A 25,310-nucleotide genomic window follows, 5' to 3' on the forward strand; every position below is an offset into this window, starting at 1 on the left:
CGTTGGCCATCGTCACAACGAGGGGCGGGTCGCGGTGGACGCCGATGTTGCGATTGACGGTCGCGGCTGAAGCGTACGGCGAAAGCGTGTGGTCCTGGCGCCCGTAACGGCGTCAAGTCTTTCGGAAGCCAACGCTTCCGAGGGGCGACGGTGGCAATAGAGGCCGTCTCACCGGGGAGAGCGCGTCATAAGCCGTAAAGCCATTGCGCAGGGAATGTCGGATGTTCTCCGCTGCCCTGTATGCTCGTGTGCAGCCTACTTAGCACAATTCGCACACGAGATCGCGGGTGCAGCGCGCATCCGGCATTCCCTGCGCCCTCTGTCATCAGAGGGAGCGAAAGTTACCTTCGAACCTCGGGCGCACAGTGCCGCGAGAAGGCGAAACTGTATCTTCCGTCATTGCGAGCGCAGCGAAGCAATCCATCGCGCCGGGTAACGATAGAATGGATTGCTTCGCTACGCTCGCAATGACGCGGAGAGAGTTCGCGTCTCCCTCAGCTTCCCATCGCCTTCCACGCATTCGACGCGAACTGCCGGCGCCAGGTCACGATCACGACCATGGCTGTCGTGACGAACAATACCCAGGGACTGACGAACCAGCCGAGATAGCCGAGCGCAAAGAAGAACGAGCGCTGGCCGCGATTGAAATGCTGGCCCGCGGATTCGAACAATCGCGTGGTGCGGATGACATGGGCTTCCGCCTCAGGGGTGCCTTTTTCCGAGGCCGGCGGCATCGCGCCGAGCAGGATGGCGACATAGTTGAACAGGCGATAGGCCCAGGAGAATTTGAAGAAGGCGTAGGTAAAGATCAGGATCAACCCGACGCATTTGATTTCCCACAGAGCGGGCGAGGGGCTGAGATCGATCGGCAGCGCAGCAAGCACCGCCAATGCGTCGTTGGTGGCGCGCAGCAGCGCCAGCCCGCCGCCGATCGCGATCAGGCTGCTGGAGGCAAAGAACGCGGTGCCGTTCTGCAGCGAAGCCATGATCTGCATGTCGACCATGCGGGTTTCGCGATCGAGCAGGTTTCGTATCCAGACCTCGCGATAGATATGCATGCGGGCGGACAGGCTGTCCCGGCCGTAGGCGGTACGTTCGAGGGTGAAGGCATAAACCGTCCACTCCACGACGAAGAACGTGATGGCCGCGATATCGACCCAGTATCCGGTCATGCTGCATTCCCCGTCGTCGTCGCGTGCTCGGGTCAGATGTACAGGTTGAACGATTGCGGTGCACTATGCCATGATGGCGATCCCAACAGGATTTCCTTGAAATGTTGAAACTGATCATCGGCAACAAGAACTATTCGTCATGGTCGATGCGGCCGTGGCTGGCGCTGCGCGCCAACAATATTCCGTTCGAGGAGGTCGTGATTCCCTTGTACACGGACAACTCGGCCGACAAGCAGCGCATCCTGAGCTTCAGCGATGCGGGAAAAGTGCCGGCGCTGGTCGATGGCGATGTCACGGTGTGGGATTCGCTGTCGATCATCGAGTATCTCGCCGAAAAATTCCCGCAAGCGAAACTGTGGCCGGAAGATCGCGCGGCTCGGGCCCATGCGCGTTCGATCTCGGCGGAGATGCATTCGGGCTTCATGGCGCTGCGCAACGAATGCGGCATGAACCTGCATCGCCCGGTCCGTGCGGTTGCGCTGTCGGATGATGCAAAGGCCAATGTGGCGCGGGTCCAGGCGATCTGGGCCGAGTGCCATCAGCGCTATGGCAAAGCGGGGCCGTTCCTGTTCGGCGCCTTCTCCGGCGCGGACGCGATGTTCGCACCGGTCGTGCATCGCTTCCGCACCTACGCGATTCCGGTCACTGGCGATGCGCAGCGCTACGTCGATGCGATGGACGCCCTGCCGGCGTTCCAGGAGTGGACCCGCGACGGGCTGGCCGAAACCATGCTGATCGAACGGCTGGAGGCGATCTGAGGCAGGCGGCGCTTGGCCCGTCCGGTTCCAATGGTCCTGACCGTACCCGCCCTGGCTGCGGTTTGGGGCCGGGCGAGGGGAAATTGCGGCCGGAATAGCGGCTATGCAAATTCCCCCAAACGGGCATTTAACACACTGAAATATCTGTAAAATATCCGTTTTCGTAAGGCCCCGATGTTGCTGGCTTTTTGGGCCTTTGGTGTGCTAGGTTGACGCAGGGTTCTCAAGTCGGCCGATCGCTAGCGGGACAACTAAGCGCCGCCGACAATCTTGCGTGATGGAGAGGGCGTTGAAGCACAAGTTCACCGTTGGAGAGACTGTCTATTTCACTGCCAGCAACGTTGCCCGACCGGCCGCCAGCGGCACCTATGAGGTGATCCGGCTGCTTCCGACCGACGGTGACGACTGCCAGTATCGCATCAAAAGCTCGACGGAAGCCTTCGAACGGGTAGCCAAGGAAAGCCAGCTCGCGGTCTCCTGAGCCGCTCACGGTCTCCTGAGAGAGCTGTGTGCAAACCAGCGGTTGATGCGGTTCCATATCGCTCGCCGTCAAAAGGCCCCGTTCGCAGGACCATTCTGTCGGGAGTGAATGCGGGCAGACACGCATTCGCTGATCGCGTTATGCTGCGTGAGGGACACCGCGCATGAGCTGGGACTGGGCTTCTTCGCTGGATCAGATCTGGCGCACACCGACTTTTCCGATGTGGCTGACGCTGGCCTCGGCGGGATTTTTGGGAATCATCGTTCTGATCACGCTGCTGCGCGCGGAGAAATCCGTGGCCAATGGCGTGCTGACGGTCATGACGCTGCTCGCGATCGTCGTCGCTGTCGCCGCGACCATCCGCAGCTTCGGGCCGGATGGCGCCGTCTCGTCCGCTGGGACCCGGGTGGCTTCGGTCAGCGCAGCGTTGCCGCAGCTCTCTTGTATCGACGATCTCGCCGGCGATGCCGTCCTCAACGCCTGCGAGAAGACGCTGTTCGGGTCCGCCGACTCGGTCGCTGCCGCAGTCACCTATGCGGCGTCCCAGATCACCCGCCTGACCGGGTTCGGCGATGCTGCCATGGCCGACAAGGCGACGAGTTCCGAGTTGCAGGCCCTGCGCCGCGCCGTTGAGCGCGACCGCTACGGGCTGATGGCCTATGTGCTGATGGCGCGCGACCATTGCACGCCGGCTGCATGCGCGGCGTTCGCCGCGCTGGCTGACAAGCGCCAGGTCGTCGCCAATATGGATGAGCGCCTCTACGAGAACCTGATCACGCGCTATGCGCCGTCATGGAACGCGCCGCCCCTGGCTGCGACATCCCCGGGGCTGCTCGCGGGGCTGCCGCCGTCGATGCCCACTGGCAAACCCACCAATGCCGAATTTCCGAGCGCGGCCAATACCCCGCCCATCAGCATCATGAACCCGGAGCCGCCCGCCGCACGCGCCGCGCCGGCTGCTGCCAATCCACCGGCTTCACCGCGTCCGGCCCCGGCCGCAGCAACACCAACTACCGCCGCGCCGGCCACACCGACCGCAACAGCGTCGCCAGCGCTGGCGGCAGCCAAAAAACAGCCGCCGGCGCCGAAACGCACGCCGGCCGCGCCGGTCCAGCTGTCGCCGGCACCGGGGGCGCCGGGAGCACCGACGGCGTCATCCACAGCTGCTGCGCCCGCCAACGAATGATCGTTTTCAAACGGCGCGCGGCCCGCTAAACCCGGATCCATGCCGCTTCATCTCATCAAGCTCGCCGTTGGCTGCGAGTCGGTCAAAGAACTCAAGGGCTGGGTTGCCGAACGGATGGCAACCGCCAAGAAAAAGGGTTTGCCGCTCCGCCATATCCACGTCACCCGGATGACGCCGAAGCGTGACGAGGAACTGCTTGCCGGCGGCTCGCTCTACTGGGTGATCAAGGGAGAGATCGCGGCGCGCGAAAAGCTGATCGCGATCGAGCCGTTCCGCGACAAGGACGGTATCGGACGGTGCCGCCTGGTGATGCAGCCCAAGGTCATTGCCGTTTCGCCGCGGCCGATGCGCCCGTTCCAGGGCTGGCGCTATCTGACCGAGGACGGCGCGCCGGCCGACCTCGGCAAGTCCGCCGCGGTCGTGGCGTCGATGCCGGAGCCGATGCGGCGGGAACTGCGCGACCTCGGGCTGCTTTGAACCTCGAATGAGTTGGTGTTCTTCCCCGTGCGCCGCTGATCACAGGGATGTCGCGGTGACGAGGTGCAGCCGCGTCCAGTCGGACGGCGGCAATTCGATCCGGCGGCGGACGTCAGAGGTCTTCTCGACGATATCGAGCAACTCGGTCTCAACGCCCATGTCGCGCAGGTAGATGCGGAACAATTCGTCAAATCGCGCCGTCGCGCCTACGCGTTCCTCCCTGGAAATGTTGGGCGCCAACCGGTTGCGAATGGCCATGCCGGTCAACATCACCTTGGCGCCGGCCGGCAGCGTGCGATGGACTCCGCCGGCCAGGATCAGCACGCAAGCCAGATCGCACGGCTCGTCCGGCACCTTCACCTTCGCGTCGAGCGGCCCGCCGGGACGTTTGAGGGCAAAGCAATCCGCTTCCGCTACTCCCCGGCAAGCTTCGACGTCGGTTGGTCCGATCGTGGCATCGATGCCGCGGCCGCGCAGAATCCGGCCAAGGCTGGTGGCGACGTTGAGATTTGACTCGCCCCAGCTGTGAATAACGACGGGAAGCTTGCGCCCGGCGGTCCTGTCGAGAATGTTGATCAGGCGCTTGTGGGTGTCCCATTGCACGGTGCCTTCGGCGGCGATCCATTCCGAGCAGCCCGGCCCACAAGCGCCGACCGTGCCGCGCGCGACGTAGAAGATCATGGCATCGGGCAGTTGGCCGATGCCGCCGACCGGCGGTCGATCTGGTGTCGGCGCCTGTGCCTGGGCGAAACCGGCTGCGATCATCGTCAGCAGTCCGCCGAATATCACCGTAGCTATCGATCGCGCACCCATGCTGGCAGTTCCCCCGCTATCCCTGCGGACATATTTCACGCAGAGGTTGCTTCGCGCAAGTGGGGCGGGGTTCGGCGGCCTAAACCGCGATGTTGTCGATCAACCGCGTGGTTCCGATCTTGGCGGCGAGCAGCATCCGCATCGGACCGTCCTCGAGCAAGGCGATCGGCGCCAGCGTCTCGGCGTGGCGCACCTCGAAATAATCCAGCGTGAAACCTGCCTTCGTGATCGCTTCGGCGCCGGCCACCATGACGGCGTCGACAGGCTCGCCGGCGCGCAGGCGGGCCGCGCTCAGCTTCATCGCGCGATAAAGTTCGGGCGCCGCCTGGCGCTGTTCGGGCGCGAGGTAGACGTTGCGCGAGGACATCGCCAGCCCGTCGCGTTCCCGAACCGTGCGCGAGCCGATCACCTTGACGCCGAGATCGAGATCGCGCGCCATCTGCGTCACCACCCGCAATTGCTGAAAGTCCTTTTCGCCGAAGATCGCGACATCCGGCCGGCACTGGGTGAACAGCTTGCCGACCACGGTGGCGACGCCGCCGAAGAAGTGCGGGCGGAAGCGATCTTCCAGCCCGGCGATGGCGGGACCTTCGGGCACGATCCTTGTGGCGAAGCCTTCCGGATACATCGCCTTGACGTCGGGATTCCAGATCAGATCGACCTTCTCGGCCGCGAGCCTGGCGACGTCGGACTTCCAGGTGCGCGGGTAGGAGCCGAAATCCTCCGTTGGCGCGAACTGGGTCGGATTAACGAAGATCGAGACCACGACTTTCTGTGCGCGGCGTTTGGCGAGCCGAACCAGCGACACATGGCCGTCATGGAGCGCTCCCATGGTTGGCACCAGCGCGATATCAGCCTTTCTGGCGCGAAGGCCATCAAGGGCGCGGCGCAATGCGGGGACGGTACGGACGACCATGGGGCTTCGCGGCATCTGGGCTCGATCTCTTGCACGATGTTGGGGGGTGAGGGGGCCATTGGCCGCGGCCTCTTGGCGGGCGATGCGACCTTATAAGGCCGAGGCATTGCCGCCAAGGTAATCACCCTGTGCAACTCATCACGGCAGTCCGACGTAGCTGCATGGGTCATGTATCGCCAGTCGGGGTCGGCGCGTGGAAACGTGCGCTCGATCACAGATGAACGCGACGTCGCCAAGCGGATTCATGATTAAGGCAGGCAGATAGTGATTTAAAATCGTTATCACGCATTTCGCTTGACCACAGCCGCGCGTGATTTGAAGATATCAAACGGGGGTTGGGGTTGAGTCATGTTGGTTCAGGCTAGTCAGGGTCAGTCCGGTTCGGCGCACGTCGTCGTGCTCGGCAACGAGAAGGGCGGTTCGGGTAAATCCACCACCGCGCCGCATATCGCTGTCGCTCTGATGAAAGCCGGTCAGCGTGTCGCTACCATCGACCTCGATTGCCGCCAGCAAAGCTTCACCCGGTACATCGGCAACCGCACTGCGTGGGCCCGCCGCACCGGCCTCGATCTCGAAGTTCCCGTCCACTTTTGCATCAAGCTCGGCGAGACGATGCAGATCGCCGACAATGAAAATTCCGAGTTCCAACAATTCATGGAAGCGGTAAGTACGGTCGAGCGCGCCTTCGACTTCATCGTCATCGATACGCCGGGGTCGGATTCCTATCTGATGCGCCTGGCCCATTCGATGGCCGATACGCTGGTGACGCCGATCAACGACAGCTTCCTCGATTTCGACGTGCTCGGCACCGTAGACCCCGCCACCTATTCGGTGACCGGCGAAAGCCACTATGCCGAGATGGTGCGCGACGTCAGGCGCAAGCGCCGCCAGCTCGACGGCGCTTCGACCGACTGGATCGTGGTGCGCAACCGGCTGTCGATGATCGGCTCGCGCAACAAGCAGCTCGTCGCCGACAGTCTGAAGGATCTGTCGTTGCGGCTGGGCTTCCGTTCGATCGACGGACTTGCCGAGCGGGTGGTCTACCGCGAATTCTTCCCGCGCGGGCTGACCGCGCTCGACGACATCGATGAGGCCACGCTCGGCACGCGGCCGAGCATGGGCCATGTGACGGCGCGCGAGGAGGTGACGAGCCTGCTCCGCCAGCTGAAGCTGCCGCTCGACGAGCGCGGCCGGCGGCGGGCCGCCAACCGCGCCGAATGGTTCAGCCAGGTCGACAAGCCGCTCGAAGTCCACGACATCCTCGGCGCCTGAACCAGGCGCTCGGCCCTCGGCGCCTGATCGCCGCGGCCTCAGCGTGATCTTGGTGGCTCGATCACCGTCATCCGGAACGGACCGCTGTTGCTGGCGGCATGCGCGACCGCGGCGTTGGCGTCGTCCAGCGCAAACGAAGTGACCTCGAATTGATCCAGGCTGACCAGGCCTGCGCGAACAAGCCCGACCATCAAAGGTGCCGCGTGCGGCGGGTACATCCATTGGCCGCGAAGCGTGATGCAGTTCCGCATCATCCAGGAATAAGGCAGGTCGAGGTCGCCGCCGCCGAGCATGCCGACTCCGCCCATCAGCACCACGCGTCCGTAAGGCCGCACCGCGAGGATGGCCGTCCGCACCTGCATCGCGTTGGCCGCAGGCGGCAGGATGTCCAGCACGAAGTCGATGCCGCCCGGGGCGGTTTGCAGGATCCGCTTGCGGTCGTCTTCCTCCTTGCCGCGCATCGGTACAATACGGACGCGTGGGCCGAACCGGCGCAGGAGATCGGCCAGCGCCTTTTCGTTGCGGCCGGTTGCGATGACACAAGCCGCGCCCATGCCCAGCGCGACGGCCACCGCCGCGCTGCCAAAGCTGCCGGTGGCGCCGTTGACCAATACGGTCTCTCCGGCCTGCAATTGGGCGGCGAGGAAGCCGCCATACGGCACCAGCAGCGTGCCCAGCGCGCACCACCGCGCGGCGTCCGCTTCGGCAATGCTGCCGATCCGTACGGCGTTTTCCGTCGGCACCCGCATTTGTCCGGCCCATGCCCCATCGTGAAAGTATCGCGCCAGCCGCAGACCGCCGTCGCTGCCGGCGGTCAGGCCCTGCAGCGCGATGTCGGGGGCAAGCGCATCATCGCGCGAACGCACGGTCGGATCGCAATAGACCCAGTCGCCCTTGGCCAGATGGGTCGCATCCGGGCCGGTGGCGCGGACGCGGCCGATCGCGCCGGGACCCGGCACCACAGGCAATTCCAGCAGGTATTTGCGTTCGCCGCTCAGGACTTCATTTGCATAGGCGAGAACCCGGCTCGCCATCACGTCGACGATCACCTCGCCGGTGCCGAGGACGGGATCGGGCAGAGCTTCGATCGCGAGCGGCGATCCGAATTGTTTCAAGACAGCAGCTTTCATGATGGGGCATCCTTTCGCAACGAGGAGCCCATTTTCGCAACCCTTCATTTCGCCAACAAGACCTGGTATTATCCTAGGATTGAGCGATCCCCCGCTGACGAGGTGCAGGCTTGTGAATCCCAGGCAAAGCGAACTCGGCGATTTCCTGCGCTCGCGGCGGGAAAAGCTGACGCCGAAGGCGGTCGGCCTGCCGATCGGGCGGCGGCGGCGAACGCCCGGCCTGCGGCGCGAGGAAGTCGCCGAACTCGCGGGCATCGGCGTCGACTGGTACATCCGGCTCGAGCAGGGGCGCACCGTCAGTCCGTCGGTGGCGACGATCGACGCGCTGGCCCGCGCACTGCGGCTCGGCAAGGCCGAGCACAAGCATCTGCGGGCGTTGACGCAGAATGCCGACCGCCGCGCCTTCGTCCCCGAAACCGTACCTCCCGCGGTCCGGCGCACCGTCGAGCGGCTCAATTTGCCGGCCTATGTCACCGGCCGCCGCTGGGACATTCTGGCCTGGAACGCGGCCGCGGATGAGATCTTTGCGTTCAGCCGGCTGCCGGAAGGCGACCGCAACATTCTCCTCACCGTGCTGACCAACCGCGCGACGCGAAAATTATTCGGCGCTTCATGGGAAGAAGAGGCGCGGCGCATCGTGGCGCAATTCCGCGCCACGCATGATTTGTGGGCCGGCGATCCCGCATTCCAGGAACTGCTTGCACGGCTGCGGCAGGGCTGCCCCGAATTTTCGGGCTGGTGGGAGGCCCATGATATTGGCGGCGCCGCAGCCGGCCGGAAATCCCTGAGCCATCCGAGGAAGGGGCGGCTGAAGCTGGAATACGCCAGCTTCCAGGCCAATGACGATCCGGCGCTGAAGCTGATCATCTATACCGCGGGCTGAATCCAGTGGTTTTCCGGGATTTCCAGGGCAGACGCGGCGTGCGAAATAAGGGAACTAACTGCCTAGAACACCGTTTTCATTAGAGTTTTATCGATCGGTCGAACCGAAGCTTGGTTGGGGCCGTCATATATAGGCAAATAGGAGATGATCGCCGGGTAGTGAGCAGTTGCACAATGGATAGGTGCATCGCACAACGATCAGGCGATCAATTCACAACATTTGGACTTTATGTCACGCCGCTGTGACATATATCATCAAGAACGAGGCCGAAGAGTCTCGAGACTGACATCGCCCCTGCCGGGGCCCCGAGGACGCCGATGAAACGTGGAATTGCCGTTCTGCTTTCACTTACCGTACTGGTTGCGGTCGCGTACTTTACCGCGAGCAAGTGGGCGATTCGTCACGAGACCATCGCATTCCATGATCCGGCGCGGGACAATCGTTTGGTCGCGGTCAATATCGCCATTCGGCGCGACAAGGAAATGCAGGCCAATGCCGGCATGATCACGCTGCCGGTTGCGATCATCAATCACGGCAACACCGTCAAGCATACCGAGTATTCGTTCCTCTCCAACGCGTTCGCCGCGCGGGGCTATCTTGCGGTCAGCCCCCAGCATGATCTGCCGACCGATCCGCCGATGGTGACCAAGGTCGGCGAACTCTATGTCGGCCGTCTGCCGCAAATTCAGCGCGGCGTCGCCAACATCCATTTTGCCATCGAGGAAATGAAGAAGGTGCTGCCCAACGCTGACTACGCCAAGGTGACGATGGTCGGGCATTCGATGGGCGGCGATATCTCGATGTATTTCGCCAAGCAATATCCCGACGAGATCAAGAAGGTGGTGACGCTGGACAATCTGCGCGTGCCGTTCCTGACCGACGGCAAGTTCAAGATCCTGTCGTTCCGTTCGAAGGACACGCAGTTCAAGCCGGATCCGGGCGTCGTGCCGGACGACGAGCAGTGCGAACAAGCGGGTATTACGGTCGTGAACACCGGCTACCAGCACAACGATATGCGTGATACCGGGCCTGATGCGGCAAAGTCATCGATCCAGACGATGCTCGACAAGTTCATCGCTGATAACACCGACAGCAGTACGCTGAAGCCGGTGCCGACCAAGGTGCCGGATCCGCTCGTGAGCAATCCCGGACCGGTGCCGCTGGCGAGCAACCCACCGACCAACAAGTCGGCGACCAACTAACGGCTCAGCTGTTAAGCTGCCGCTGCCTGATCCCGGCGGCTCACGACCGGGTGCATTGACGGCCCGTATGGACAGTCCCACATAGAGCTTGCTGTAATTGCGAGCGCTCATGGCCGGCGAACCCACCAAACCGAAATCTCCCGCCGACGTCTTCTCGGCGCAGAAACCTCAATCGCGCAGCTCTCCGTTGCCTGAAGCCCGGCCCTCGGCGGCCGAAGACATCGCTGCCTTTGTCGCCAAGGCTCGCGCCATGTCGCCGCACCGCACCGGCGCGAAGGGCAGGCTGGTGTTCGCTCTCGACGCCACCATGAGCCGGCAACCGACCTGGGACATGGCCTGTGCGCTGCAGGCCGATATGTTTCGCGAAGCGGCGTCGCTCGGCAGCCTCGACATTCGCCTGGTCTACTACCGCGGCCTCAATGAATGCCGCGCAACGGGATGGATCTCCGACTCGGCGCAACTCGCTAAATTGATGACCAAGATCGATTGCCAGGGCGGCAATACCCAGATCGGCAAGGTGCTCTCGGAAGCCCGCCGCGAGGCGGTCGCTTCCGCCGTTCGCGCCGTGGTGTTCGTCGGCGACGCCATGGAAGAGTCGGTCGACGACCTCTGCGCCAAGGCCGGTGAACTCGGCCTGCTCAAGGTGCCCGTGTTCATGTTCCAGGAAGGCCACGACGTTGCGGCCGAGCACGCCTTCCGTGAGATCGCGCGCCTCACCGGCGGGGCATGGTGCAGGTTCGATCCCGGCGCCGCGGCCCAGTTGCGCGAGCTGTTGCGAGCTGCCGCGGCCTATGCCGCCGGCGGACGCGAAGCGCTGCTGCGGCTGTCGAAGACCGGAAGCGGCGCTGCCAAGCTGATCGGCCAGATGAAATGATCGCCAGCTGGGTTCTTCAGGTGCGGATCGCCATGCTTTTTGCCGCCGGGGCGACTATATTGGGCCCATGCCAACCCTGATTGCCGGTGTCGTCGCCGTTGTCCTGCTTTATTTGCTGCTGCAGATGTTTCGTGCGGCCAATCCGGTCGTGCTTGCGCGGCTGCTCAAGATCGGCGGCGGCATCATCGCTCTGGCGGTCGCGGCCTTCACCGGGCTCAGGGGCGAACTGGCGGTGGCGATCCCGCTCGGCATCTTCGGGGCGGGACTGCTCGGCTGGTCGCCGTTCGGCCCGTCGGGCTTCAGCAACATCGGCGGGATATTCGGCGGCGGCACGCAGCGCTCGCCCGGACAGACCTCGCGCGTGCGATCGCAGTTTCTCGATATGAGCCTCGATCACGACAGCGGCGCCCTGTCGGGCCAGATCGTCGACGGGCCCTATGCCGGCCACTCGCTCGACGAGTTCGACCTGCCGCAGCTGACGACGATCATGTCCGGCTTCGACGCCGAGAGCGTCGCGTTACTTGAAAGCTATCTGGACCGCCGGTTTCCCGCCTGGCGTCAGAACGCGCAGGGCGACGCGGCAGGGGGGCAGCGCCGCGCGCCGCCGAGCGGAAAAATGACGGACGAGGAGGCCTATCAGATCCTTGGCCTGCAGCCGGGGGCGGGGCGTGACGACATCAGCCGGGCGCACCGCGCCCTGATGAAGAAACTGCATCCCGACCAAGGGGGCTCGACGTACCTCGCCGCCCGTGTAAACGAGGCCAAGGATACTCTGCTTCGCGCTCATCTCAGCTAACTCCGGCAAACGCTACCAAACGCTACAAACCGAGAGCTGCCGCTGCCCTATTCTCTGGTTGATGCCCCGTGTCGCCCGCCGTTTTCCGGCGTGGTCGATCCTTCATTCCGGAAAACTTAACCGTAAATTCTTGACGAGAAGTTTGCGCCGGTTCGATTTGCCGCCCGCGACCGAACGACGTCTGCAACTGTGCTCTGGAAACAACAAAGCCGGCGCTTGCGGCGCCGGCTTTGCGAACAAGAGAGAGAAGGTCAGTTACGAACGGTGATGCAGGAGATGTCGGCGCGCTTCAGCGTCTTGCAGATCGCCTCGGCCTGATCGCGCTCGAGGCCGGCGAAGCGGGCGCGGAACAGCTTGCGATTATCCTTGGCAACGACCGGCTCGGTGAAGGAATCGGCCTTGCCGAGCAGGCCACGGGCCTGATTGCGTGCCTGATCGAGGCGGGCGCGGGCTTCGCTTTCGCTTTCCAGCGCGCCGACCTGGATGATCCAGCCGGTGTGGGTCACGGTGGCCGCGGGCTTGATGGCGCCGTTCTGCTGGACGGTCTGTGGCTGGGCATAGGCGAGTGCCTGTGCGGGGGCAGACGGCACGCTGGAGGCGGGCAGCACGCCGAGGACGCCATGGCCGGTACCGTGATTGGCAGGCTGCGGCGGCAGTTCGGCACGGGCCACATCGGGCCTGATCACCTCGGCCTTGACGGCTTCAGATCTCGGCTCAGCCCGCGCCACGACGGCGCTGGAGGTCTCCGCCACTTCCGGGCGGGAGGGCGCAATCGCGCTGGTGATCGGCGGGGCAACAGGCTGGGACGGGCCAGCAGAAGCCAGCTTCATCGTGCCGGCCTTGACCTGAACCGTCTTGACCTTGACCGGCTTCATCGGCTCGGCCGAGCCGGGGATCGCCGATATCGCCTGGGTCTGAATCACACCGCTGGTCAGCGGAGCCGGTTCGGGCTTGGCCTGCGCCGCGAACTTGGACTGTTCGGGTTTCGGTTGCGGCGCCGGCAGGGCGGCCGCGGCTGCGGCCATCAGCGAGGGCCTGGCCGGGGCAACGCTGCGCGTCGCCTGCATTGCGGCCATGCTGGGCTCGGAGGCAGCGGCGGCGCTGTTGGCCTGGACCGCCTCGGTCGCGCGCGGCGTGCTGGCGACTTCGGCCACCTCGACGCTGGCCTCAGCGGAATTACGTTCGGTGATGGCAGCGGCGGTGCGGATGGTGGCGCCCTTGTCGAGGTTTTCCGCGAGCAGGGTACGCATGGTGGCGTCGCGCGATCCGCCGCTGCGACCGCCAAGCACCACGCCGATCAGATGGCGGTTGCCGCGCCGCATCGAACTCACGAGATTGAAGCCAGAAGCGCGGGTATAGCCGGTCTTGATGCCATCGACGCCTTCGACATTGCCGAGCAGGCGATTGTGATTGCGGATCGACTGGCCGCGATAGGTGAATGAGGTGGTCGCGAAATAGCGATAGTAGCGCGGGAAGCGCTCCTGGATCGCGCGGCCCAGCGTCGCCTGATCGCGCGCGGTCGTGAGTTGTTCATCGTTGGGCAGGCCGTTGGCGTTGCGATAGACGGTCTTGCTCATGCCGAGCGAACGCGCCTTGCGCGTCATCAGCTTGGCGAACTCGTCTTCGTCGCCGGCAATGGCTTCCGCGATCACGACCGAGGCGTCGTTGGCGGAGCGCGTCACCAGTCCCTTGATGGCGTCTTCGACCTTGATGGTCTGGCCGGGCTTCAGGCCGAGCTTGGTCGGCGCCTGCTGGGAAGCATACGCGGACACTTCCATTTCGGTGTCGAGTTTCATCTTGCCGCGCTCGAGCTGCTCGAACAGCAGATAGAGCGTCATGATCTTGGTCAGCGAGGCCGGACGACGGAGGGCGTCGGGGTTGTTGGAAGAGAGCGTGGCGCCGGAATTGCCGTCGACGATGATGGAGGCGAATTGCGGACTATAGCTCGCGCGCGCCACGTGGTGGGCGGTTTGGTGCTTTTTGCGGTAGCGGCGGGCTTCTGCGCTGTCGCTGGTATAGATGACTGCAGTGGTGAGAGTGACCAGCCCGAGAACGCAAACTCGCAAGGTGCGCGAGGAAGCTAAGGTTGTACGAAGCATTTACTTCCCCGTCCCAATTTCTATCTTGATCACCGGTTCGTGAGGCGAAATTGTGCCCATCGGCCCGGTGACGCTGCCTGTTCGAAGCGGTTAGCCTGGTGGCAATGTGGCCCCGGCTGGCCGATCAGGTCGCTGTTCTAGCTAAGGTGTTGTTCACAAACAGCTTTCGATCTGTCTGTCGGAAGGCGAACACGTCCGGGAATCAGGTTAGGCGGCGCGAGTTTCCAAAAGGTTAAGTAACCGTTGCGTAACACTCCGGTGTTTGGCGTTAATCGTCGATATTTGTGCGGTGCACAAAATTCCTTGACAGGCATTGTGCGTTGCACTATAAGGGAGGGGTGGTCAGGGAGCCGGGACCTCCCGGCGATTAATTACATTCAGTCTGGGAAAGGACTCCAAGATGGTCAAGGTTGAAGACATTCAGAGCTACGGAAAAGAGCATCTCGAAACGGTCGCCGCTTCCGCGAGCAACCTGCAGAGCGGTGTTCAGGCGATTGCGACCGCTTATGGCGACTACGCCAAGAAGTCGTTCGAAGACACCAAGTCGTTTGTTGAAAAGCTGTCCGGCGTGAAGTCGGTGGACAAGGCGATCGAAGCCCAGACCGAATTCGCCCGCTCGTCCTACGAGACCTTTGTCGCCGAGACGCAGAAGATTGCCGGCCTCTATACCGATCTGGCCAAGCAGACCTTCAAGCCCTACGAAGGCCTGGTCGCGAAGTTCGCTCCCGCCACGCACTAAACTCTTTGTTTGACGCGTTTTCTACCGCAGATAAGTCTACGCAATCTGCGTAAACTTGATTACTACGCGAACCGGTATCCACTTCGTTCGAAAACGCTTTAAGCGCTGCGCGATACCTTCCAAAACAAAAAGCCCGGCCATTACGGCCGGGCTTTTTTCGTTTTGCGTTGTTGTCCTGCCGGCGGCGGCGATTATTTCGCGACGCGCAGCTTGGAGAGCGACGTGCCGATCGCACTAAAGGCCGTCGCGATCTCGCTCGAGGACGTCACGGTAGAGAACTTGTCCAAGCCGCTGGCGCAATACTGCAGGACGGAGGAGGTCGGATCGCCGCGGGTGTTGACATGCATCGTGTAGATAATGACGCCGTTAGCCTTGGCGTTGTCGCACTGGATGCGCTGGCGGGCGTCGATGGCGCCGTTGTATTGGACTTGGCCGTTGCCGTATGACGGCCAGCGATCCTGGGTGTTCAGGCCGTCGGACATCACGATCAGCACCCTCTTGTATTCGTAATTGGGATCCTCAGCTGGAGCATTGAGCGGCGCGCCCTGGCTCAAGGACTGCCAACCCCAGGCGATGCCGATCGGCTGGTTGGTGCCGCCGTTCGGGGTCAGCGCGTCAACCTTGGATTTGGCGGAGGCGAAGTCGGTCGTCAGAGGCAGCAACTGTTCGGGGCAGGCATCGTACTGCTCGGCGTAGAACATGGTTGCGGGATCGGAAGTCGGCGTCGTGTTCCTGGTGTCGTAGTCCTGATCGCGGTCGGTCACACAGCCGTTCCACTTATCGTGGTTCTTCGCCGTCCAGGTCCTGCCGGCCGATTCACAGGAGCTTTTTGTAGGGTAGTTCCCGGAGTTCTTGCCGCTGCACTTGCCGTTCGCAGCCTCCCACTCGCTCCACTCGATCCACGACTGTTCGGAGTTGCTGGTGCCGACGTTGACGTCCTTGGCGAACGGAACGACCGAGATGTAGACGTCGCCCGTGTTCTTGGCGAGGGCGCCGATCTGGTCGATCAGGGCCTTTGCGGCCGGCTTCATCGCCGTCATTTTGCCGTCCTGGTCCATCGACCCCGTGACGTCGAGCGCAAGCGCCACCCGCATGCGGACGTTGCCCCAGAGCGAGGTTGAACTGGTGTCGAAGCCGATTTTCGGGAAGCCGGCGACCTTCATGAACTCCGTCGGCACGTTGCCGGTGCCATTGATCTTGATGGTCGAGCCCTTGCCAGTGTTGGCGGTATATTCCGCCGCGACCTTTATCTCCCTGGCATCGGTGTTGGTGTAGAGCGCCTTGAAATAGTCCTGTGCCTTGGTGTTGATGTCCGAGGCCTTGATGGTTCCGTCCGCCAGGTCTTTCGCCAGCATCAGGGCGGTGGAATCGAGGGCAGCCTGCATCGACGACCGGGCGCTGTTGGCACGGGTATAGTCGATCGCGGCGCCGACGAAGCTGATGATCGGCACGGCGGCGATGGCAAACAGAACCGCGATGTTGCCCTGATCGGCCCTGGCAAAACGCCCGGCGGCCTTACGAACCCGACTGAAAATGGCTGTATTGAGCATGGCTCTCACCGAAATAGTGGTTTCTAGCGGTATTTCGGCCTGGTCGGCTAAACAGGTGGTAAATTGGTTCCCGCAAAAACGGGTCAAAGCCCATCTATCGGGAAACCGGCGGCCAGAACTGCCGCCTATGCTCAAGGACCGCTAAACGGGCAGGGGCCTTCCTTTGTCAAATCCGACAGAAACGATTAACCTTGCCTGGATTGCCGGCACCCGGGATTCGGGCCGGTTGCGGGCGCGGCAGGGCAGCGTTGATGCGCTTGCGGTGGTCTGCAACTGGACCCATATTCCAATAGCCGATCCGCCGCTGGATCGGACCGGGAGCGGCGATCTGGAAAGCGTTGCTGGGTACCTTGTGGTGGTCGTTTTGGGGCCTTCGCGAGCGTGCGACGATGCGCTGTCCGGTTTCCCATGGGAATATCGAACACCTGAGCCATGTTGCAGTTGAACTCCAAAGCCTATTCGTCCGCGCCGGCCGCGACCGCCGTCTCTGCTCCCCGGATGAGCAATGACGAAAACCGCAATGCGGGGACGAACGGTCCGTCGACCTCGGTCATCACCAAGGTCAAGCCGAAGACCAAGCGTCCGAATCTCTATCGTGTCCTGATCCTGAACGACGATTACACGCCGATGGAGTTCGTGGTTCATGTGCTGGAGAAATTCTTCCAGAAGGACGCGGAAGCCGCCACCAAGATCATGCTTCATGTTCATCACCACGGTATCGGTGAGTGCGGCGTGTTCACTTACGAAATCGCCGAGACCAAAGTGACGCAGGTGATGGATTTTGCACGCAAGCATCAGCATCCCCTGCAATGCGTGATGGAAAAAAAATAGCCGCTGCACCAGTCTCGACCGGCTAAAAGGCGACCGGCTAAAAGGAACGGGTCTTGCATTGTTCCGCCCTGGGGGAAGCAGGCGGCAACCCAGTAGTTTTTCGGGTTGGTTCTCGTATCGCGGTGGTGCGATAGTTTAGAGAAAAACCACTGTTCACGGAACCTGTCTTTCGCCACGATCGTGCGTAACTATATGACACGGGACGACGAAGGTTGTTGTTGCCTGACCGGGTAATGGCGATCATGATGACCGGGGGCCACAGAGGACGCGAATGCCAACTTTTTCCCAAAGTCTTGAACAATCCCTGCATCGTGCGCTGGCGATTGCAAACGAGCGGCATCATCAATACGCGACGCTCGAACACCTGCTGTTGTCGCTGATCGATGACTCGGATGCTGCCGCGGTCATGCGTGCCTGCAGCGTCGATCTCGACAAGCTGCGCACCAGCCTCGTCAACTATCTCGAGACCGAATTCGAAAATCTGGTGACGGACGGTGCCGACGACGCCAAGCCGACCGCCGGCTTCCAGCGCGTGATCCAGCGCGCGGTGATTCACGTCCAGTCGTCCGGTCGCGAAGAAGTGACCGGCGCCAACGTGCTGATCGCGATCTTCGCGGAGCGCGAAAGCCACGCCGCCTATTTCCTGCAGGAGCAGGACATGACGCGGTACGACGCGGTCAATTACATCAGCCATGGCATTGCCAAGCGTCCCGGCGTTTCCGAAGCGCGGCCGGTTCGCGGCGTCGACGAGGAGACCGAGACCAAGGGCAACGAGGACGCCAAGAAAAAGGGCGAGGCGCTCGATACCTACTGCGTCAACCTCAACAAGAAGGCGCGCGACGGCAAGATCGATCCCGTCATCGGACGCAATTCCGAAATCAACCGGGCGATCCAGGTGCTGTGCCGCCGGCAGAAGAACAATCCGCTGTTCGTCGGCGAAGCCGGCGTCGGCAAGACCGCGATCGCCGAAGGCCTTGCCAAGCGCATCGTCGACTCGGAGGTGCCGGAAGTGCTGGCCGCGGCGACCGTGTTCTCGCTCGACATGGGTACGTTGCTCGCGGGCACGCGCTATCGCGGTGATTTTGAAGAGCGGCTCAAACAGGTTTTGAAGGAACTGGAGGCGCATCCGAACGCGATCCTGTTCATCGACGAGATCCACACCGTGATCGGCGCCGGCGCCACCTCCGGTGGCGCGATGGATGCATCCAATCTGCTCAAGCCGGCCCTGGCATCGGGCACGATCCGCTGCATGGGCTCGACCACCTACAAGGAATACCGCCAGCATTTCGAAAAGGATCGCGCGCTGGTGCGCCGGTTCCAGAAGATCGACGTCAACGAGCCGACGGTGGAAGACGCCATCGCGATCCTCAAGGGCCTGAAACCCTATTTCGAGGATTACCACCGGCTGAAATACACCAACGAGGCGATCGAGGCCGCGGTGCAATTGTCGTCGCGCTACATCCACGACCGCAAGCTGCCGGACAAGGCGATCGACGTGATCGACGAGTCGGGCGCGGCGCAGATGCTGGTGGCCGAGAACAAGCGCAAGAAGACCATCGGCATCAAGGAGATCGAGACCACGATCGCGACCATGGCGCGGATTCCGCCCAAGAGCGTATCGAAGGACGATGCCGAGGTGCTCAAGCATCTCGAGCAGACCCTGAAGCGCGTGGTGTTCGGCCAGGACAAGGCGATCGACGCGCTGTCGGCGTCGATCAAGCTGGCGCGTGCCGGCCTGCGCGAGCCGGAAAAGCCGATCGGCTCTTACCTGTTCTCCGGTCCGACCGGCGTCGGCAAGACCGAAGTGGCAAAACAGCTGGCGGCGTCGCTCGGCGTCGAACTGATCCGCTTCGACATGTCCGAATATATGGAGCGGCACACGGTGTCGCGCCTGATCGGCGCGCCTCCCGGCTATGTCGGCTTCGACCAGGGCGGCCTGCTCACCGACGGCGTGGACCAGCATCCGCATTGCGTGGTGCTGCTCGACGAAATCGAGAAGGCGCATCCGGATCTCTACAACGTGCTGCTGCAGATCATGGATCATGGCCGGCTCACCGATCACAACGGCAAGCAGGTCAATTTCCGCAACGTGATCCTGATCATGACCACCAACGCGGGTGCGGCCGATCTCGCGCGCCAGGCCTTCGGCTTCACGCGCAGCAAGCGGGAAGGCGACGACCACGAAGCGATCAACCGGCAGTTCGCGCCGGAATTCCGCAACCGCCTCGATGCCATCGTCTCGTTCGCCCATCTCAATGCCGACGTCATCGGCATGGTGGTCGAGAAGTTCGTGCTCCAGCTCGAGGCGCAGCTGGCCGATCGCGACGTCACCATCGAATTGTCGGAGCCCGCCAAGGCCTGGCTGATCGAACATGGTTACGACGAGCAGATGGGCGCGCGTCCGATGGCGCGCGTCATCCAGGAGCACATCAAGAAGCCGCTGGCCGATGAAGTGCTGTTCGGCCGGTTGAAGGGCGGCGGCCATGTCCGCGTCGTGCTGATCAAGGACGAGGCTGATAGCAAGGACAAGATCGGCTTCGAATTCGTCGAAGGGCCGGTGACGCCGAAGCCGGAGAAGCTGCCCGGGGCGCGCAAGCGCGCCACGCCGCGGAAGCCGAAATCGGGTCCCAATGGCGGGGGCGGCTCCAATGGGCCGGCTTCGCGGGGGCCGCTCGTCAAGGTCTGAGCGGGTCTAACCGTTATGAATGGAAGAAGCCGGCGGGTGACCGCCGGCTTTTTGCTGGGCTGCATCTAACCGGAGGGGTCAGCGCTCGCCGAGCAACTCGTTGATGCGCCGCTGAAGCTGCCGCTTCTTGATTTCGCTCTTGCGCAGCCGCTCCTCCAGGTCGGAGACGGGCGCGGCAGGCGTTTCGCCGCTGAAGGCAAGGCCGACGAAATTATCGCGCCACCACACCACCTTGGCGAGGAAGGAGCGGCCTTTCCGTGCGATGCGAAGCGAGATCTGTTCTCTTGGCGAGATCTGTTCCCTTGGAAGGTCGGCGGTGTTGCTGAATTCGACGCTGGCGCCCTTGTCGGAGATGTTGCGAACGATGCATTCACGGCTCGCGCCGTTCTCGCCGATTTCCGCGACGCCGCCGTAAATCACCTTGTCGCGCGCGTTCTCGCGTCGGTCCTGCATCGATATCTCCCAATCAAAGGAAGACTTTTACGCCGCTTTATCGGCCGCGAAAGGCTTTGGCCGGCAAAATGCGGCGTTAACGTAAATCAACATCGGCCGCGACGGCGGCGATTCAGGGCTTCGGAGGCCCAAACATGGTTAAGCCGCGCTCTGGAACCGATAGCGCCGGGCCGCTATTAAGTTACCTTCGATGGAAATCAGACGGCAATGCGAACAGGTCAGGGTCTCCGCGCCGGGTTGAGCTTGCTGGCGATGCTGGTGTCGCTTGCGCAGGCGATCGCCCAAGACTCGCCATCCGCGCCGGCCGATGCCGCGCCGCCCGGCGTCGAGGAGCCCGCGAAACAGCCAGACGCGGCACCTTCAGAGAAACCCGTGGCATCTCCAGAGCGGCCCAAGGAGACCGCGCGCGAGAGCGATACGCGCGAGGCGCTGTGCCTGATGGTGGAATCGGCGGCGAGGGCGGCAAACCTGCCGCTGGAGTTCTTCGCGCGCGTGATCTGGCAGGAGAGCCGCTTTCAATCCGATGCGGTGGGGCCAGTGACCAGGAGCGGCCAGCGCGCGCAGGGCATTGCGCAGTTCATGCCGGGAACCGCGAACGAGCGGCGGCTGCTCGATCCCTTCGATCCCGTGCAGGCATTGCCGAAATCCGCCGAGTTCCTCAGCGAGTTGCGCGACCAGTTCGGCAATCTCGGCCTCGCGGCGGCGGCCTATAATGCCGGCCCGCGGCGGGTGCAGGAATGGCTCGCCGGCACCGGATACATGCCGCAGGAAACCCGCAACTATGTCGTCGCCATCACCGGCTCGACGGTCGAGGAGTGGGCAGCCGCGGGACGGAATGGCAAGATGCCGGAAGCCGCACCAGCCTCGAGTTGCCGCGAACTGATGGCCTTGCTCAAGCGCGCGCCCAATCCCTTCGTGACGGGCCTCGAACAGCGCATCACGCTCTCCGCCGCGAAATTGTGGGGTGTGCAGCTCGCTGCCGGCTTCAACCGCGACAAGGCGCTGGCCATGTATGCGCGCGCGATCAAGCGGCTGAGTGCCGTGATCGGCGACCAGGACCCGAGCCTGCTCAGTTCCGTGATGCGCAGCCGCGGTACCCGGGCCTTCTACCAGGTGCGGATTGGCGCGGACACGCGGCCGGCCGCGGATGAACTCTGCAACCGCATCCGCCGCGCCGGCGGGGCGTGCTTTGTGCTGCGAAACAGGGGCGTGCCGGGGTGAATCATGAGCAAGACGGTTTCGACGTGTTCTCGATCGCCCATCGCGAGACCGCGCGCGCAGCGCTCGCTGCCGCTTTTGGCTCCACTCCGGTCGGCGCGATCACGGCGATGACAGGTGGGGCGACGACGGCATCGGTCTATCGTGTCGAAGTAGGCCAACGGCGCTATTTGCTGCGGATCGAGGGCGAGCCAAGCCCGCTGCGCAATCCGCACCAATATGTCTCGATGCGCATCGCGACGGAGGCGGGGATTGCCCCTGCCATCCGCTATCTCGACGAGGCGGCCCGTATCGTGGTGATCGACTTCATCGAGCACCAGCCGCTGAAAACCTATCCGGGCGGGCCGCCCGCACTGGCGCAGGCGCTGGGAGAACTGTTCTCGCGGCTGCAGGCCACCTCGATCTTTCCCTATTACGTCAACTATGGCGACATCGTCGCGCGCCTGTTTGCGCATGTACGGCGGACCGGTCTGTTTGCCGCCGGTGTGCTTGATGCGCATGTGGAACGTCTCGAACTGCTCCGGGAAGCCTACGACGCAGGCGCGTCCACCCTGGTCTCCAGCCACAACGATCCCACCCCGAACAACATCCTGTTCGACGGCGAACGGCTTTGGCTGATCGACTGGGAATCAGCCTGCCGCAACGATCCGCTCGTCGATGCGGCGATCGTGCTCAATCAGTTCGCGCGTTCCCGGGAGTTGGAAGATGCGCTGCTCACGGCCTGGTTCGGCCGCGCGCCTGACGAGGCGCTTCTTTCCCGGCTGGCGTCGGTCCGCGCGCTCACCTGCCTTTTTTATGCGGGCGTCATGTTTAGCGCGTCGGCCGCGGCGTCATGGGCGAAGGACGACACCGATCTTTCCGCCCCAACTCCCGAGCAGTTCCGCCTTGCGATCGACGAAGGACGGCTCATACGCGGTGCGGCCGGGACCCGGCATATCCTCGGCAAGATGTACCTGGCGTCATTCCTGTCCGGCGTTGCTGCGCCGAAACTCGAAGGCGCCGTCTAGCCTGCTGAAATTCACCGGGCGAATGGCGACTATATGATCGATCGATTGGACGAATAGATCCCGTCTCGGGCATGTCAGTTGCACCCCGCAACGGAGAATTCAAATGGGAACCATCGAGAACAAGGACACCATCCGGCGCATCTATCAGGCGCTGCAGACCGGCGATCGCAGCGTGTTCGGCGCGTCCGTGCACCCCGACTATGTCTGGCGCTTTCCGGGCCACAGCAGCTGGTCGAAACGCTTCTCTGGTCAGGAAGAGGTCCGCACCAGGCTGCTGAAACCGCTGTTTGCGCTGTTCGCGACCGAGTATCGGGCGCACGCCATCAATCTGGTCGCAGAGGGCGATTACGTGGTGGCCGAGGTGCGTGGCGACGTGCAGACAAAGCGCGGCCAGCGCTACAACAACGAATACTGCTTCGTGTTCAAATTTCGCGGCGACAAGATCGCCGAGGTGGTCGAATATTGCGATACCGATCTGGAGGAGCGTGTGCTGGGCAATTACGATGACGCCGTCAGGCTGCTGGCGGCGTCGTAGGGCCGCGGACGGGCGGATGCATGCCAGCCCTGAGGCTGGTCTCGCTTGACGCCGCCTTGTTTCACCGCCGTTATGCCTTCCAGGATTCACCCCCGGCCGGCTATACGTGGCGCTCCCTCCGCTCGACTCTGTGACATGGCAAAGCCCGTTGCGCGCCTTCGCGTTGGGTATGCGTTCGGTTGCGACGACGGTTTTGACGCTGGTGCTGTTTGCGACCTACCTCGGCATCGGCGCGCTGGCGCATGACAGCCATTTCAGCCTGGGATGGGTGCTTGGCAGCACGGTTCTGGTCTGGGCGGGCCCGGCGCAGATCATCCTGATCACGACGCTGGGCTCCGGGGCAACGGTGGTGCAGGCCGCGATCGCCGTCGCCGTCAGCGCCATCAGGCTGTTTCCGATGGTGGTGTCGGTGCTGCCGACCATGCGGACATCAGGCACCAAGCGTCGTCATCTCGTGCTCGCGGCGCATTTCATTGCCGTCACGCTCTGGGTCGAGTGCCACCGGCTGTTGCCGCTGGTGCCACGCGAGCGGCGCATCGCGTTCACGCATGGGCTCGGCTGCGGGCTTCTCTCGGTCTGTCTGGTCGCGACTACGGTCGGCTATGGCCTGGCCGCTAATCTGCCGGTGCTGTTCGCGGCCGCGATCCTGATGCTGACGCCGCTGGCGTTCCTGCTTTCTACCGCGCGCAACTGTCGACAGATTTCGGACGTGCTGGCGCTGGTGCTCGGGCTCGCACTGTATCCGCTCGTCGCAGCGCTGCAGACCGGCGTCGACATCCTGATCAGCGGCATTACCGCCGGCACCATCGCTTACGGCGCGCATTGGTGGCGGGTGCGCGCATGAGCGACTGGCTCGCAAACTTTTGGGGTGATCCGCAGGCGCTGCTGGTACTTGTCATCGCGGGCTTCCTGCCCAACGAGGTCTGGCGCATGCTCGGGCTCTGGCTCGGCGGCGGCGTCGACGAGGGATCGGAAGTACTGGTCTGGGTGAGGGCGGTGGCGACCGCGATCCTCGCCGGCGTCATCGCGCAGATCCTGGTGCAGCCGCCGGGTGCGCTGGCGAGCGTGCCGGACTGGCTGCGCTACGGCGCGGTCGCCGCGGGCTTTGCGGTGTTCATGCTGACGCGGCGCTCGATCTTTGCCGGCGTCGTTTCGGGCGAGGTCGCGATGGTGGCGGGAAAATGGTGGCTCGGTTGATTGCAGCCGCCGCATAATCCGGTAGTGTCCCTTCAACTCAGAAACGGCAAGGGGAACGGCATGAATTGGCGCGCAGTTGCGGCTCTGGCCTTTGGATTGGTTCTGGCCGCGCCGCAAGGGCAGGCGGCCGAATATCCCACACGACCGATCAAGCTGATCGTGCCCTATGCGGCGGGCGGTCCGACCGACGTGCTCGGCCGCATGGTCGGCGAATATCTCAGCCGCGACCTGAAGCAGCCGGTGGTGATCGAGAACAAGGCCGGCGCGCAGGGCGCGATCGGCGCCGAGGCCGCGGCGCGGGCCGAGCCCGACGGCTACACGCTGTTCTTTACGGCGGCATCGATCTTCGTGCTCAACCCGATGCTGTACAAGAAGCTGCCCTATGATCCGCAGCGGGATTTTCGGATGCTGGCGCTGATCACCGATCTGCCCGTGGTCATGGAGGTTCATCCTTCCGTGCCCGCCAAGACGGTCGCGGAGTTCGTGGCTTACGCGAAACAAAACCCCGGCAAGCTCAATTTTGGATCGGCCGGCACCGGCGGCACCATTCATCTCGCCGGCGAGATGTTCAAGCAGATGGCCGGCGTCGACATGGTTCATGTCGCCTACAAGGGCGCGGGCCCTGCGCTGACCGATCTGATTTCGGGCAATATCCAGTTGATGTTCGACACGCTCGGCACCGCGCTGCCGCCGGTGAAGGGCGGGTTGCTGCGGGCGCTCGCGGTCAGTTCCGCGCAACGCATCGCAGATTTGCCCGACGTGCCGACCATGGCCGAGAGCGGCTATCCCGACTACGGCGTCAGCGTCTGGTACGGCGTTTCCGCGTCGTCAAAACTGCCCGACGATATCGCGCGAAAAATCACCGCAAGCCTCGACAAGGCGCTCGCCGATGATACGTTCCGCGCCTCGCTCGAGAAGGTCGGCTTTCCGCCGCTGCGGCCGCGCAGCCAGGCCGAGATCGACCAGTTCATCGCAACCGACCGCGCGCGCTGGGCGGGCGTGATCAAGGCGCTCAACATCTCACTGGATTAGGAT

Annotated in this window: 25 protein-coding genes; 18 read left to right on the top strand and 7 right to left on the bottom strand. The window is 63.3% G+C overall.

What is annotated here, in order from left to right:
- Positions 1–494 precede the first annotated feature (494 nt).
- On the bottom strand, positions 495–1,172 hold the full coding sequence (locus tag JQ575_RS19875) for a DUF599 domain-containing protein (protein WP_192733744.1): 678 nt from the start codon (positions 1,170–1,172) through the stop codon (positions 495–497).
- Between the two features lie 101 nt (positions 1,173–1,273).
- Here JQ575_RS19875 and JQ575_RS19880 point away from each other — a divergent pair, with 101 nt between their 5' ends.
- From JQ575_RS19880 to JQ575_RS19895, 4 genes are all read left to right on the top strand, one after another.
- Positions 1,274–1,930 carry a glutathione S-transferase family protein gene (locus tag JQ575_RS19880; RefSeq protein WP_212034901.1) on the top strand — a complete coding sequence of 219 codons (657 nt, stop codon included), beginning with the start codon at positions 1,274–1,276 and terminating at the stop codon, positions 1,928–1,930.
- A 277-nt stretch (positions 1,931–2,207) separates the two neighbouring features.
- A complete protein-coding gene (locus tag JQ575_RS19885) occupies positions 2,208–2,411 on the top strand; it encodes a hypothetical protein (protein WP_192733742.1) in 204 nt (67 codons plus the stop codon).
- A 163-nt stretch (positions 2,412–2,574) separates the two neighbouring features.
- Positions 2,575–3,597 carry a hypothetical protein gene (locus tag JQ575_RS19890; protein WP_212034902.1) on the top strand — a complete coding sequence of 341 codons (1,023 nt, stop codon included), beginning with the start codon at positions 2,575–2,577 and terminating at the stop codon, positions 3,595–3,597.
- A 39-nt stretch (positions 3,598–3,636) separates the two neighbouring features.
- Complete coding sequence (locus JQ575_RS19895; protein ID WP_212034903.1) at positions 3,637–4,074, top strand: DUF1489 family protein; 438 nt, start codon at positions 3,637–3,639, stop codon at positions 4,072–4,074.
- Positions 4,075–4,113: 39 nt separating this feature from the next.
- Here JQ575_RS19895 and JQ575_RS19900 read toward each other — a convergent pair whose 3' ends face one another.
- A complete protein-coding gene (locus JQ575_RS19900) occupies positions 4,114–4,887 on the bottom strand; it encodes a hypothetical protein (RefSeq protein ID WP_212034904.1) in 774 nt (257 codons plus the stop codon).
- A 79-nt stretch (positions 4,888–4,966) separates the two neighbouring features.
- Positions 4,967–5,818, bottom strand: a complete 852-nt coding sequence (panC, locus tag JQ575_RS19905) for a pantoate--beta-alanine ligase (RefSeq protein WP_212034905.1) — start codon at positions 5,816–5,818, stop codon at positions 4,967–4,969.
- Between the two features lie 333 nt (positions 5,819–6,151).
- On the opposite strand from panC, the gene JQ575_RS19910 reads away from it, so the two are divergent.
- Complete coding sequence (locus tag JQ575_RS19910) at positions 6,152–7,075, top strand: division plane positioning ATPase MipZ (protein ID WP_212034906.1); 924 nt, start codon at positions 6,152–6,154, stop codon at positions 7,073–7,075.
- Between the two features lie 38 nt (positions 7,076–7,113).
- Here the strand turns inward: JQ575_RS19910 and JQ575_RS19915 are convergent, their stop codons facing one another.
- Complete coding sequence (locus JQ575_RS19915; RefSeq protein ID WP_212034907.1) at positions 7,114–8,205, bottom strand: zinc-binding alcohol dehydrogenase family protein; 1,092 nt, start codon at positions 8,203–8,205, stop codon at positions 7,114–7,116.
- A 112-nt stretch (positions 8,206–8,317) separates the two neighbouring features.
- On the opposite strand from JQ575_RS19915, the gene JQ575_RS19920 reads away from it, so the two are divergent.
- The 4 genes from JQ575_RS19920 to JQ575_RS19935 all read left to right on the top strand — a co-directional run bounded on the left by JQ575_RS19920 (position 8,318) and on the right by JQ575_RS19935 (position 11,960).
- Positions 8,318–9,088 carry a helix-turn-helix transcriptional regulator gene (locus tag JQ575_RS19920; RefSeq protein ID WP_312015974.1) on the top strand — a complete coding sequence of 257 codons (771 nt, stop codon included), beginning with the start codon at positions 8,318–8,320 and terminating at the stop codon, positions 9,086–9,088.
- Between the two features lie 317 nt (positions 9,089–9,405).
- Positions 9,406–10,290 carry an alpha/beta fold hydrolase gene (locus JQ575_RS19925; protein WP_212034908.1) on the top strand — a complete coding sequence of 295 codons (885 nt, stop codon included), beginning with the start codon at positions 9,406–9,408 and terminating at the stop codon, positions 10,288–10,290.
- A gap of 109 nt (positions 10,291–10,399) precedes the next feature.
- A complete protein-coding gene (locus JQ575_RS19930) occupies positions 10,400–11,164 on the top strand; it encodes a VWA domain-containing protein (protein ID WP_212034909.1) in 765 nt (254 codons plus the stop codon).
- 67 nt (positions 11,165–11,231) lie between these two features.
- The gene (locus tag JQ575_RS19935; protein ID WP_212034910.1) at positions 11,232–11,960 is read left to right on the top strand and encodes a DnaJ domain-containing protein; all 729 of its coding nucleotides are present in this window, start codon (positions 11,232–11,234) and stop codon (positions 11,958–11,960) included.
- Between the two features lie 251 nt (positions 11,961–12,211).
- On the opposite strand, the gene JQ575_RS19940 is transcribed toward JQ575_RS19935, so the two are convergent.
- The gene (locus JQ575_RS19940) at positions 12,212–14,059 is read right to left on the bottom strand and encodes a D-alanyl-D-alanine carboxypeptidase (RefSeq protein ID WP_212034911.1); all 1,848 of its coding nucleotides are present in this window, start codon (positions 14,057–14,059) and stop codon (positions 12,212–12,214) included.
- A gap of 400 nt (positions 14,060–14,459) precedes the next feature.
- On the opposite strand from JQ575_RS19940, the gene JQ575_RS19945 reads away from it, so the two are divergent.
- Positions 14,460–14,798, top strand: a complete 339-nt coding sequence (locus JQ575_RS19945; protein ID WP_212034912.1) for a phasin family protein — start codon at positions 14,460–14,462, stop codon at positions 14,796–14,798.
- Between the two features lie 191 nt (positions 14,799–14,989).
- Here the strand turns inward: JQ575_RS19945 and JQ575_RS19950 are convergent, their stop codons facing one another.
- On the bottom strand, positions 14,990–16,348 hold the full coding sequence (locus JQ575_RS19950; RefSeq protein WP_212034913.1) for a pilus assembly protein: 1,359 nt from the start codon (positions 16,346–16,348) through the stop codon (positions 14,990–14,992).
- Between the two features lie 498 nt (positions 16,349–16,846).
- On the opposite strand from JQ575_RS19950, the gene clpS reads away from it, so the two are divergent.
- Both clpS and clpA read left to right on the top strand, forming a co-directional pair.
- Positions 16,847–17,179 (top strand): ATP-dependent Clp protease adapter ClpS, encoded by a 333-nt coding sequence (gene clpS, locus JQ575_RS19955; RefSeq protein ID WP_192733729.1) that lies wholly within the window; start codon positions 16,847–16,849, stop codon positions 17,177–17,179.
- 271 nt (positions 17,180–17,450) lie between these two features.
- Positions 17,451–19,865, top strand: a complete 2,415-nt coding sequence (gene clpA / locus JQ575_RS19960) for an ATP-dependent Clp protease ATP-binding subunit ClpA (protein ID WP_212034914.1) — start codon at positions 17,451–17,453, stop codon at positions 19,863–19,865.
- A gap of 78 nt (positions 19,866–19,943) precedes the next feature.
- On the opposite strand, the gene JQ575_RS19965 is transcribed toward clpA, so the two are convergent.
- Entirely contained in the window at positions 19,944–20,318 is a 375-nt protein-coding gene (locus tag JQ575_RS19965) for a PilZ domain-containing protein (protein WP_212034915.1), read from the bottom strand.
- Positions 20,319–20,525: 207 nt separating this feature from the next.
- Here JQ575_RS19965 and JQ575_RS19970 point away from each other — a divergent pair, with 207 nt between their 5' ends.
- The 6 genes from JQ575_RS19970 to JQ575_RS19995 all read left to right on the top strand — a co-directional run bounded on the left by JQ575_RS19970 (position 20,526) and on the right by JQ575_RS19995 (position 25,307).
- A complete protein-coding gene (locus tag JQ575_RS19970) occupies positions 20,526–21,539 on the top strand; it encodes a lytic transglycosylase domain-containing protein (RefSeq protein ID WP_212034916.1) in 1,014 nt (337 codons plus the stop codon).
- Entirely contained in the window at positions 21,536–22,543 is a 1,008-nt protein-coding gene (locus tag JQ575_RS19975; RefSeq protein ID WP_212034917.1) for a phosphotransferase, read from the top strand. Before JQ575_RS19970 ends, JQ575_RS19975 begins: the two co-directional genes overlap by 4 nt.
- Positions 22,544–22,646: 103 nt before the next feature.
- The gene (locus tag JQ575_RS19980; protein ID WP_212034918.1) at positions 22,647–23,078 is read left to right on the top strand and encodes a nuclear transport factor 2 family protein; all 432 of its coding nucleotides are present in this window, start codon (positions 22,647–22,649) and stop codon (positions 23,076–23,078) included.
- A 106-nt stretch (positions 23,079–23,184) separates the two neighbouring features.
- Positions 23,185–23,922, top strand: a complete 738-nt coding sequence (locus JQ575_RS19985) for an AzlC family ABC transporter permease (RefSeq protein ID WP_212034919.1) — start codon at positions 23,185–23,187, stop codon at positions 23,920–23,922.
- Positions 23,919–24,275, top strand: a complete 357-nt coding sequence (locus JQ575_RS19990) for an AzlD domain-containing protein (RefSeq protein ID WP_212034920.1) — start codon at positions 23,919–23,921, stop codon at positions 24,273–24,275. The genes JQ575_RS19985 and JQ575_RS19990 overlap by 4 nt, the downstream gene beginning before the upstream one ends.
- Positions 24,276–24,335: 60 nt before the next feature.
- Positions 24,336–25,307: a tripartite tricarboxylate transporter substrate binding protein gene (locus JQ575_RS19995; protein WP_212034921.1), complete on the top strand. Its 972-nt coding sequence runs from the start codon at positions 24,336–24,338 to the stop codon at positions 25,305–25,307.
- The last annotated feature ends 3 nt before the right edge of the window (positions 25,308–25,310 follow it).

The organism is Bradyrhizobium sp. JYMT SZCCT0428 (assembly GCF_018131075.1).
In the GTDB taxonomy this organism is placed as follows: Bacteria; Pseudomonadota; Alphaproteobacteria; order Rhizobiales; family Xanthobacteraceae; genus Bradyrhizobium.

What these genes read in the sequence shown, in the direction of transcription:
- JQ575_RS19950 (WP_212034913.1), bottom strand. Translation starts at nt 16,348, where the DNA reads ATGCTCAATACAGCCATTTTCAGTCGGGTTCGTAAGGCCGCCGGGCGT.
- JQ575_RS19925 (WP_212034908.1), top strand. Translation starts at nt 9,406, where the DNA reads ATGAAACGTGGAATTGCCGTTCTGCTTTCACTTACCGTACTGGTTGCG.
- JQ575_RS19965 (WP_212034915.1), bottom strand. Translation starts at nt 20,318, where the DNA reads ATGCAGGACCGACGCGAGAACGCGCGCGACAAGGTGATTTACGGCGGC.
- JQ575_RS19890 (WP_212034902.1), top strand. Translation starts at nt 2,575, where the DNA reads ATGAGCTGGGACTGGGCTTCTTCGCTGGATCAGATCTGGCGCACACCG.
- clpA (WP_212034914.1), top strand. Translation starts at nt 17,451, where the DNA reads ATGCCAACTTTTTCCCAAAGTCTTGAACAATCCCTGCATCGTGCGCTG.
- JQ575_RS19935 (WP_212034910.1), top strand. Translation starts at nt 11,232, where the DNA reads ATGCCAACCCTGATTGCCGGTGTCGTCGCCGTTGTCCTGCTTTATTTG.
- JQ575_RS19885 (WP_192733742.1), top strand. Translation starts at nt 2,208, where the DNA reads ATGGAGAGGGCGTTGAAGCACAAGTTCACCGTTGGAGAGACTGTCTAT.
- clpS (WP_192733729.1), top strand. Translation starts at nt 16,847, where the DNA reads ATGAGCAATGACGAAAACCGCAATGCGGGGACGAACGGTCCGTCGACC.
- JQ575_RS19875 (WP_192733744.1), bottom strand. Translation starts at nt 1,172, where the DNA reads ATGACCGGATACTGGGTCGATATCGCGGCCATCACGTTCTTCGTCGTG.
- JQ575_RS19995 (WP_212034921.1), top strand. Translation starts at nt 24,336, where the DNA reads ATGAATTGGCGCGCAGTTGCGGCTCTGGCCTTTGGATTGGTTCTGGCC.
- JQ575_RS19880 (WP_212034901.1), top strand. Translation starts at nt 1,274, where the DNA reads ATGTTGAAACTGATCATCGGCAACAAGAACTATTCGTCATGGTCGATG.
- JQ575_RS19970 (WP_212034916.1), top strand. Translation starts at nt 20,526, where the DNA reads ATGCGAACAGGTCAGGGTCTCCGCGCCGGGTTGAGCTTGCTGGCGATG.
- JQ575_RS19940 (WP_212034911.1), bottom strand. Translation starts at nt 14,059, where the DNA reads ATGCTTCGTACAACCTTAGCTTCCTCGCGCACCTTGCGAGTTTGCGTT.
- JQ575_RS19980 (WP_212034918.1), top strand. Translation starts at nt 22,647, where the DNA reads ATGGGAACCATCGAGAACAAGGACACCATCCGGCGCATCTATCAGGCG.
- JQ575_RS19895 (WP_212034903.1), top strand. Translation starts at nt 3,637, where the DNA reads ATGCCGCTTCATCTCATCAAGCTCGCCGTTGGCTGCGAGTCGGTCAAA.
- JQ575_RS19915 (WP_212034907.1), bottom strand. Translation starts at nt 8,205, where the DNA reads ATGAAAGCTGCTGTCTTGAAACAATTCGGATCGCCGCTCGCGATCGAA.
- JQ575_RS19990 (WP_212034920.1), top strand. Translation starts at nt 23,919, where the DNA reads ATGAGCGACTGGCTCGCAAACTTTTGGGGTGATCCGCAGGCGCTGCTG.
- panC (WP_212034905.1), bottom strand. Translation starts at nt 5,818, where the DNA reads ATGCCGCGAAGCCCCATGGTCGTCCGTACCGTCCCCGCATTGCGCCGC.
- JQ575_RS19910 (WP_212034906.1), top strand. Translation starts at nt 6,152, where the DNA reads ATGTTGGTTCAGGCTAGTCAGGGTCAGTCCGGTTCGGCGCACGTCGTC.
- JQ575_RS19945 (WP_212034912.1), top strand. Translation starts at nt 14,460, where the DNA reads ATGGTCAAGGTTGAAGACATTCAGAGCTACGGAAAAGAGCATCTCGAA.
- JQ575_RS19900 (WP_212034904.1), bottom strand. Translation starts at nt 4,887, where the DNA reads ATGGGTGCGCGATCGATAGCTACGGTGATATTCGGCGGACTGCTGACG.
- JQ575_RS19930 (WP_212034909.1), top strand. Translation starts at nt 10,400, where the DNA reads ATGGCCGGCGAACCCACCAAACCGAAATCTCCCGCCGACGTCTTCTCG.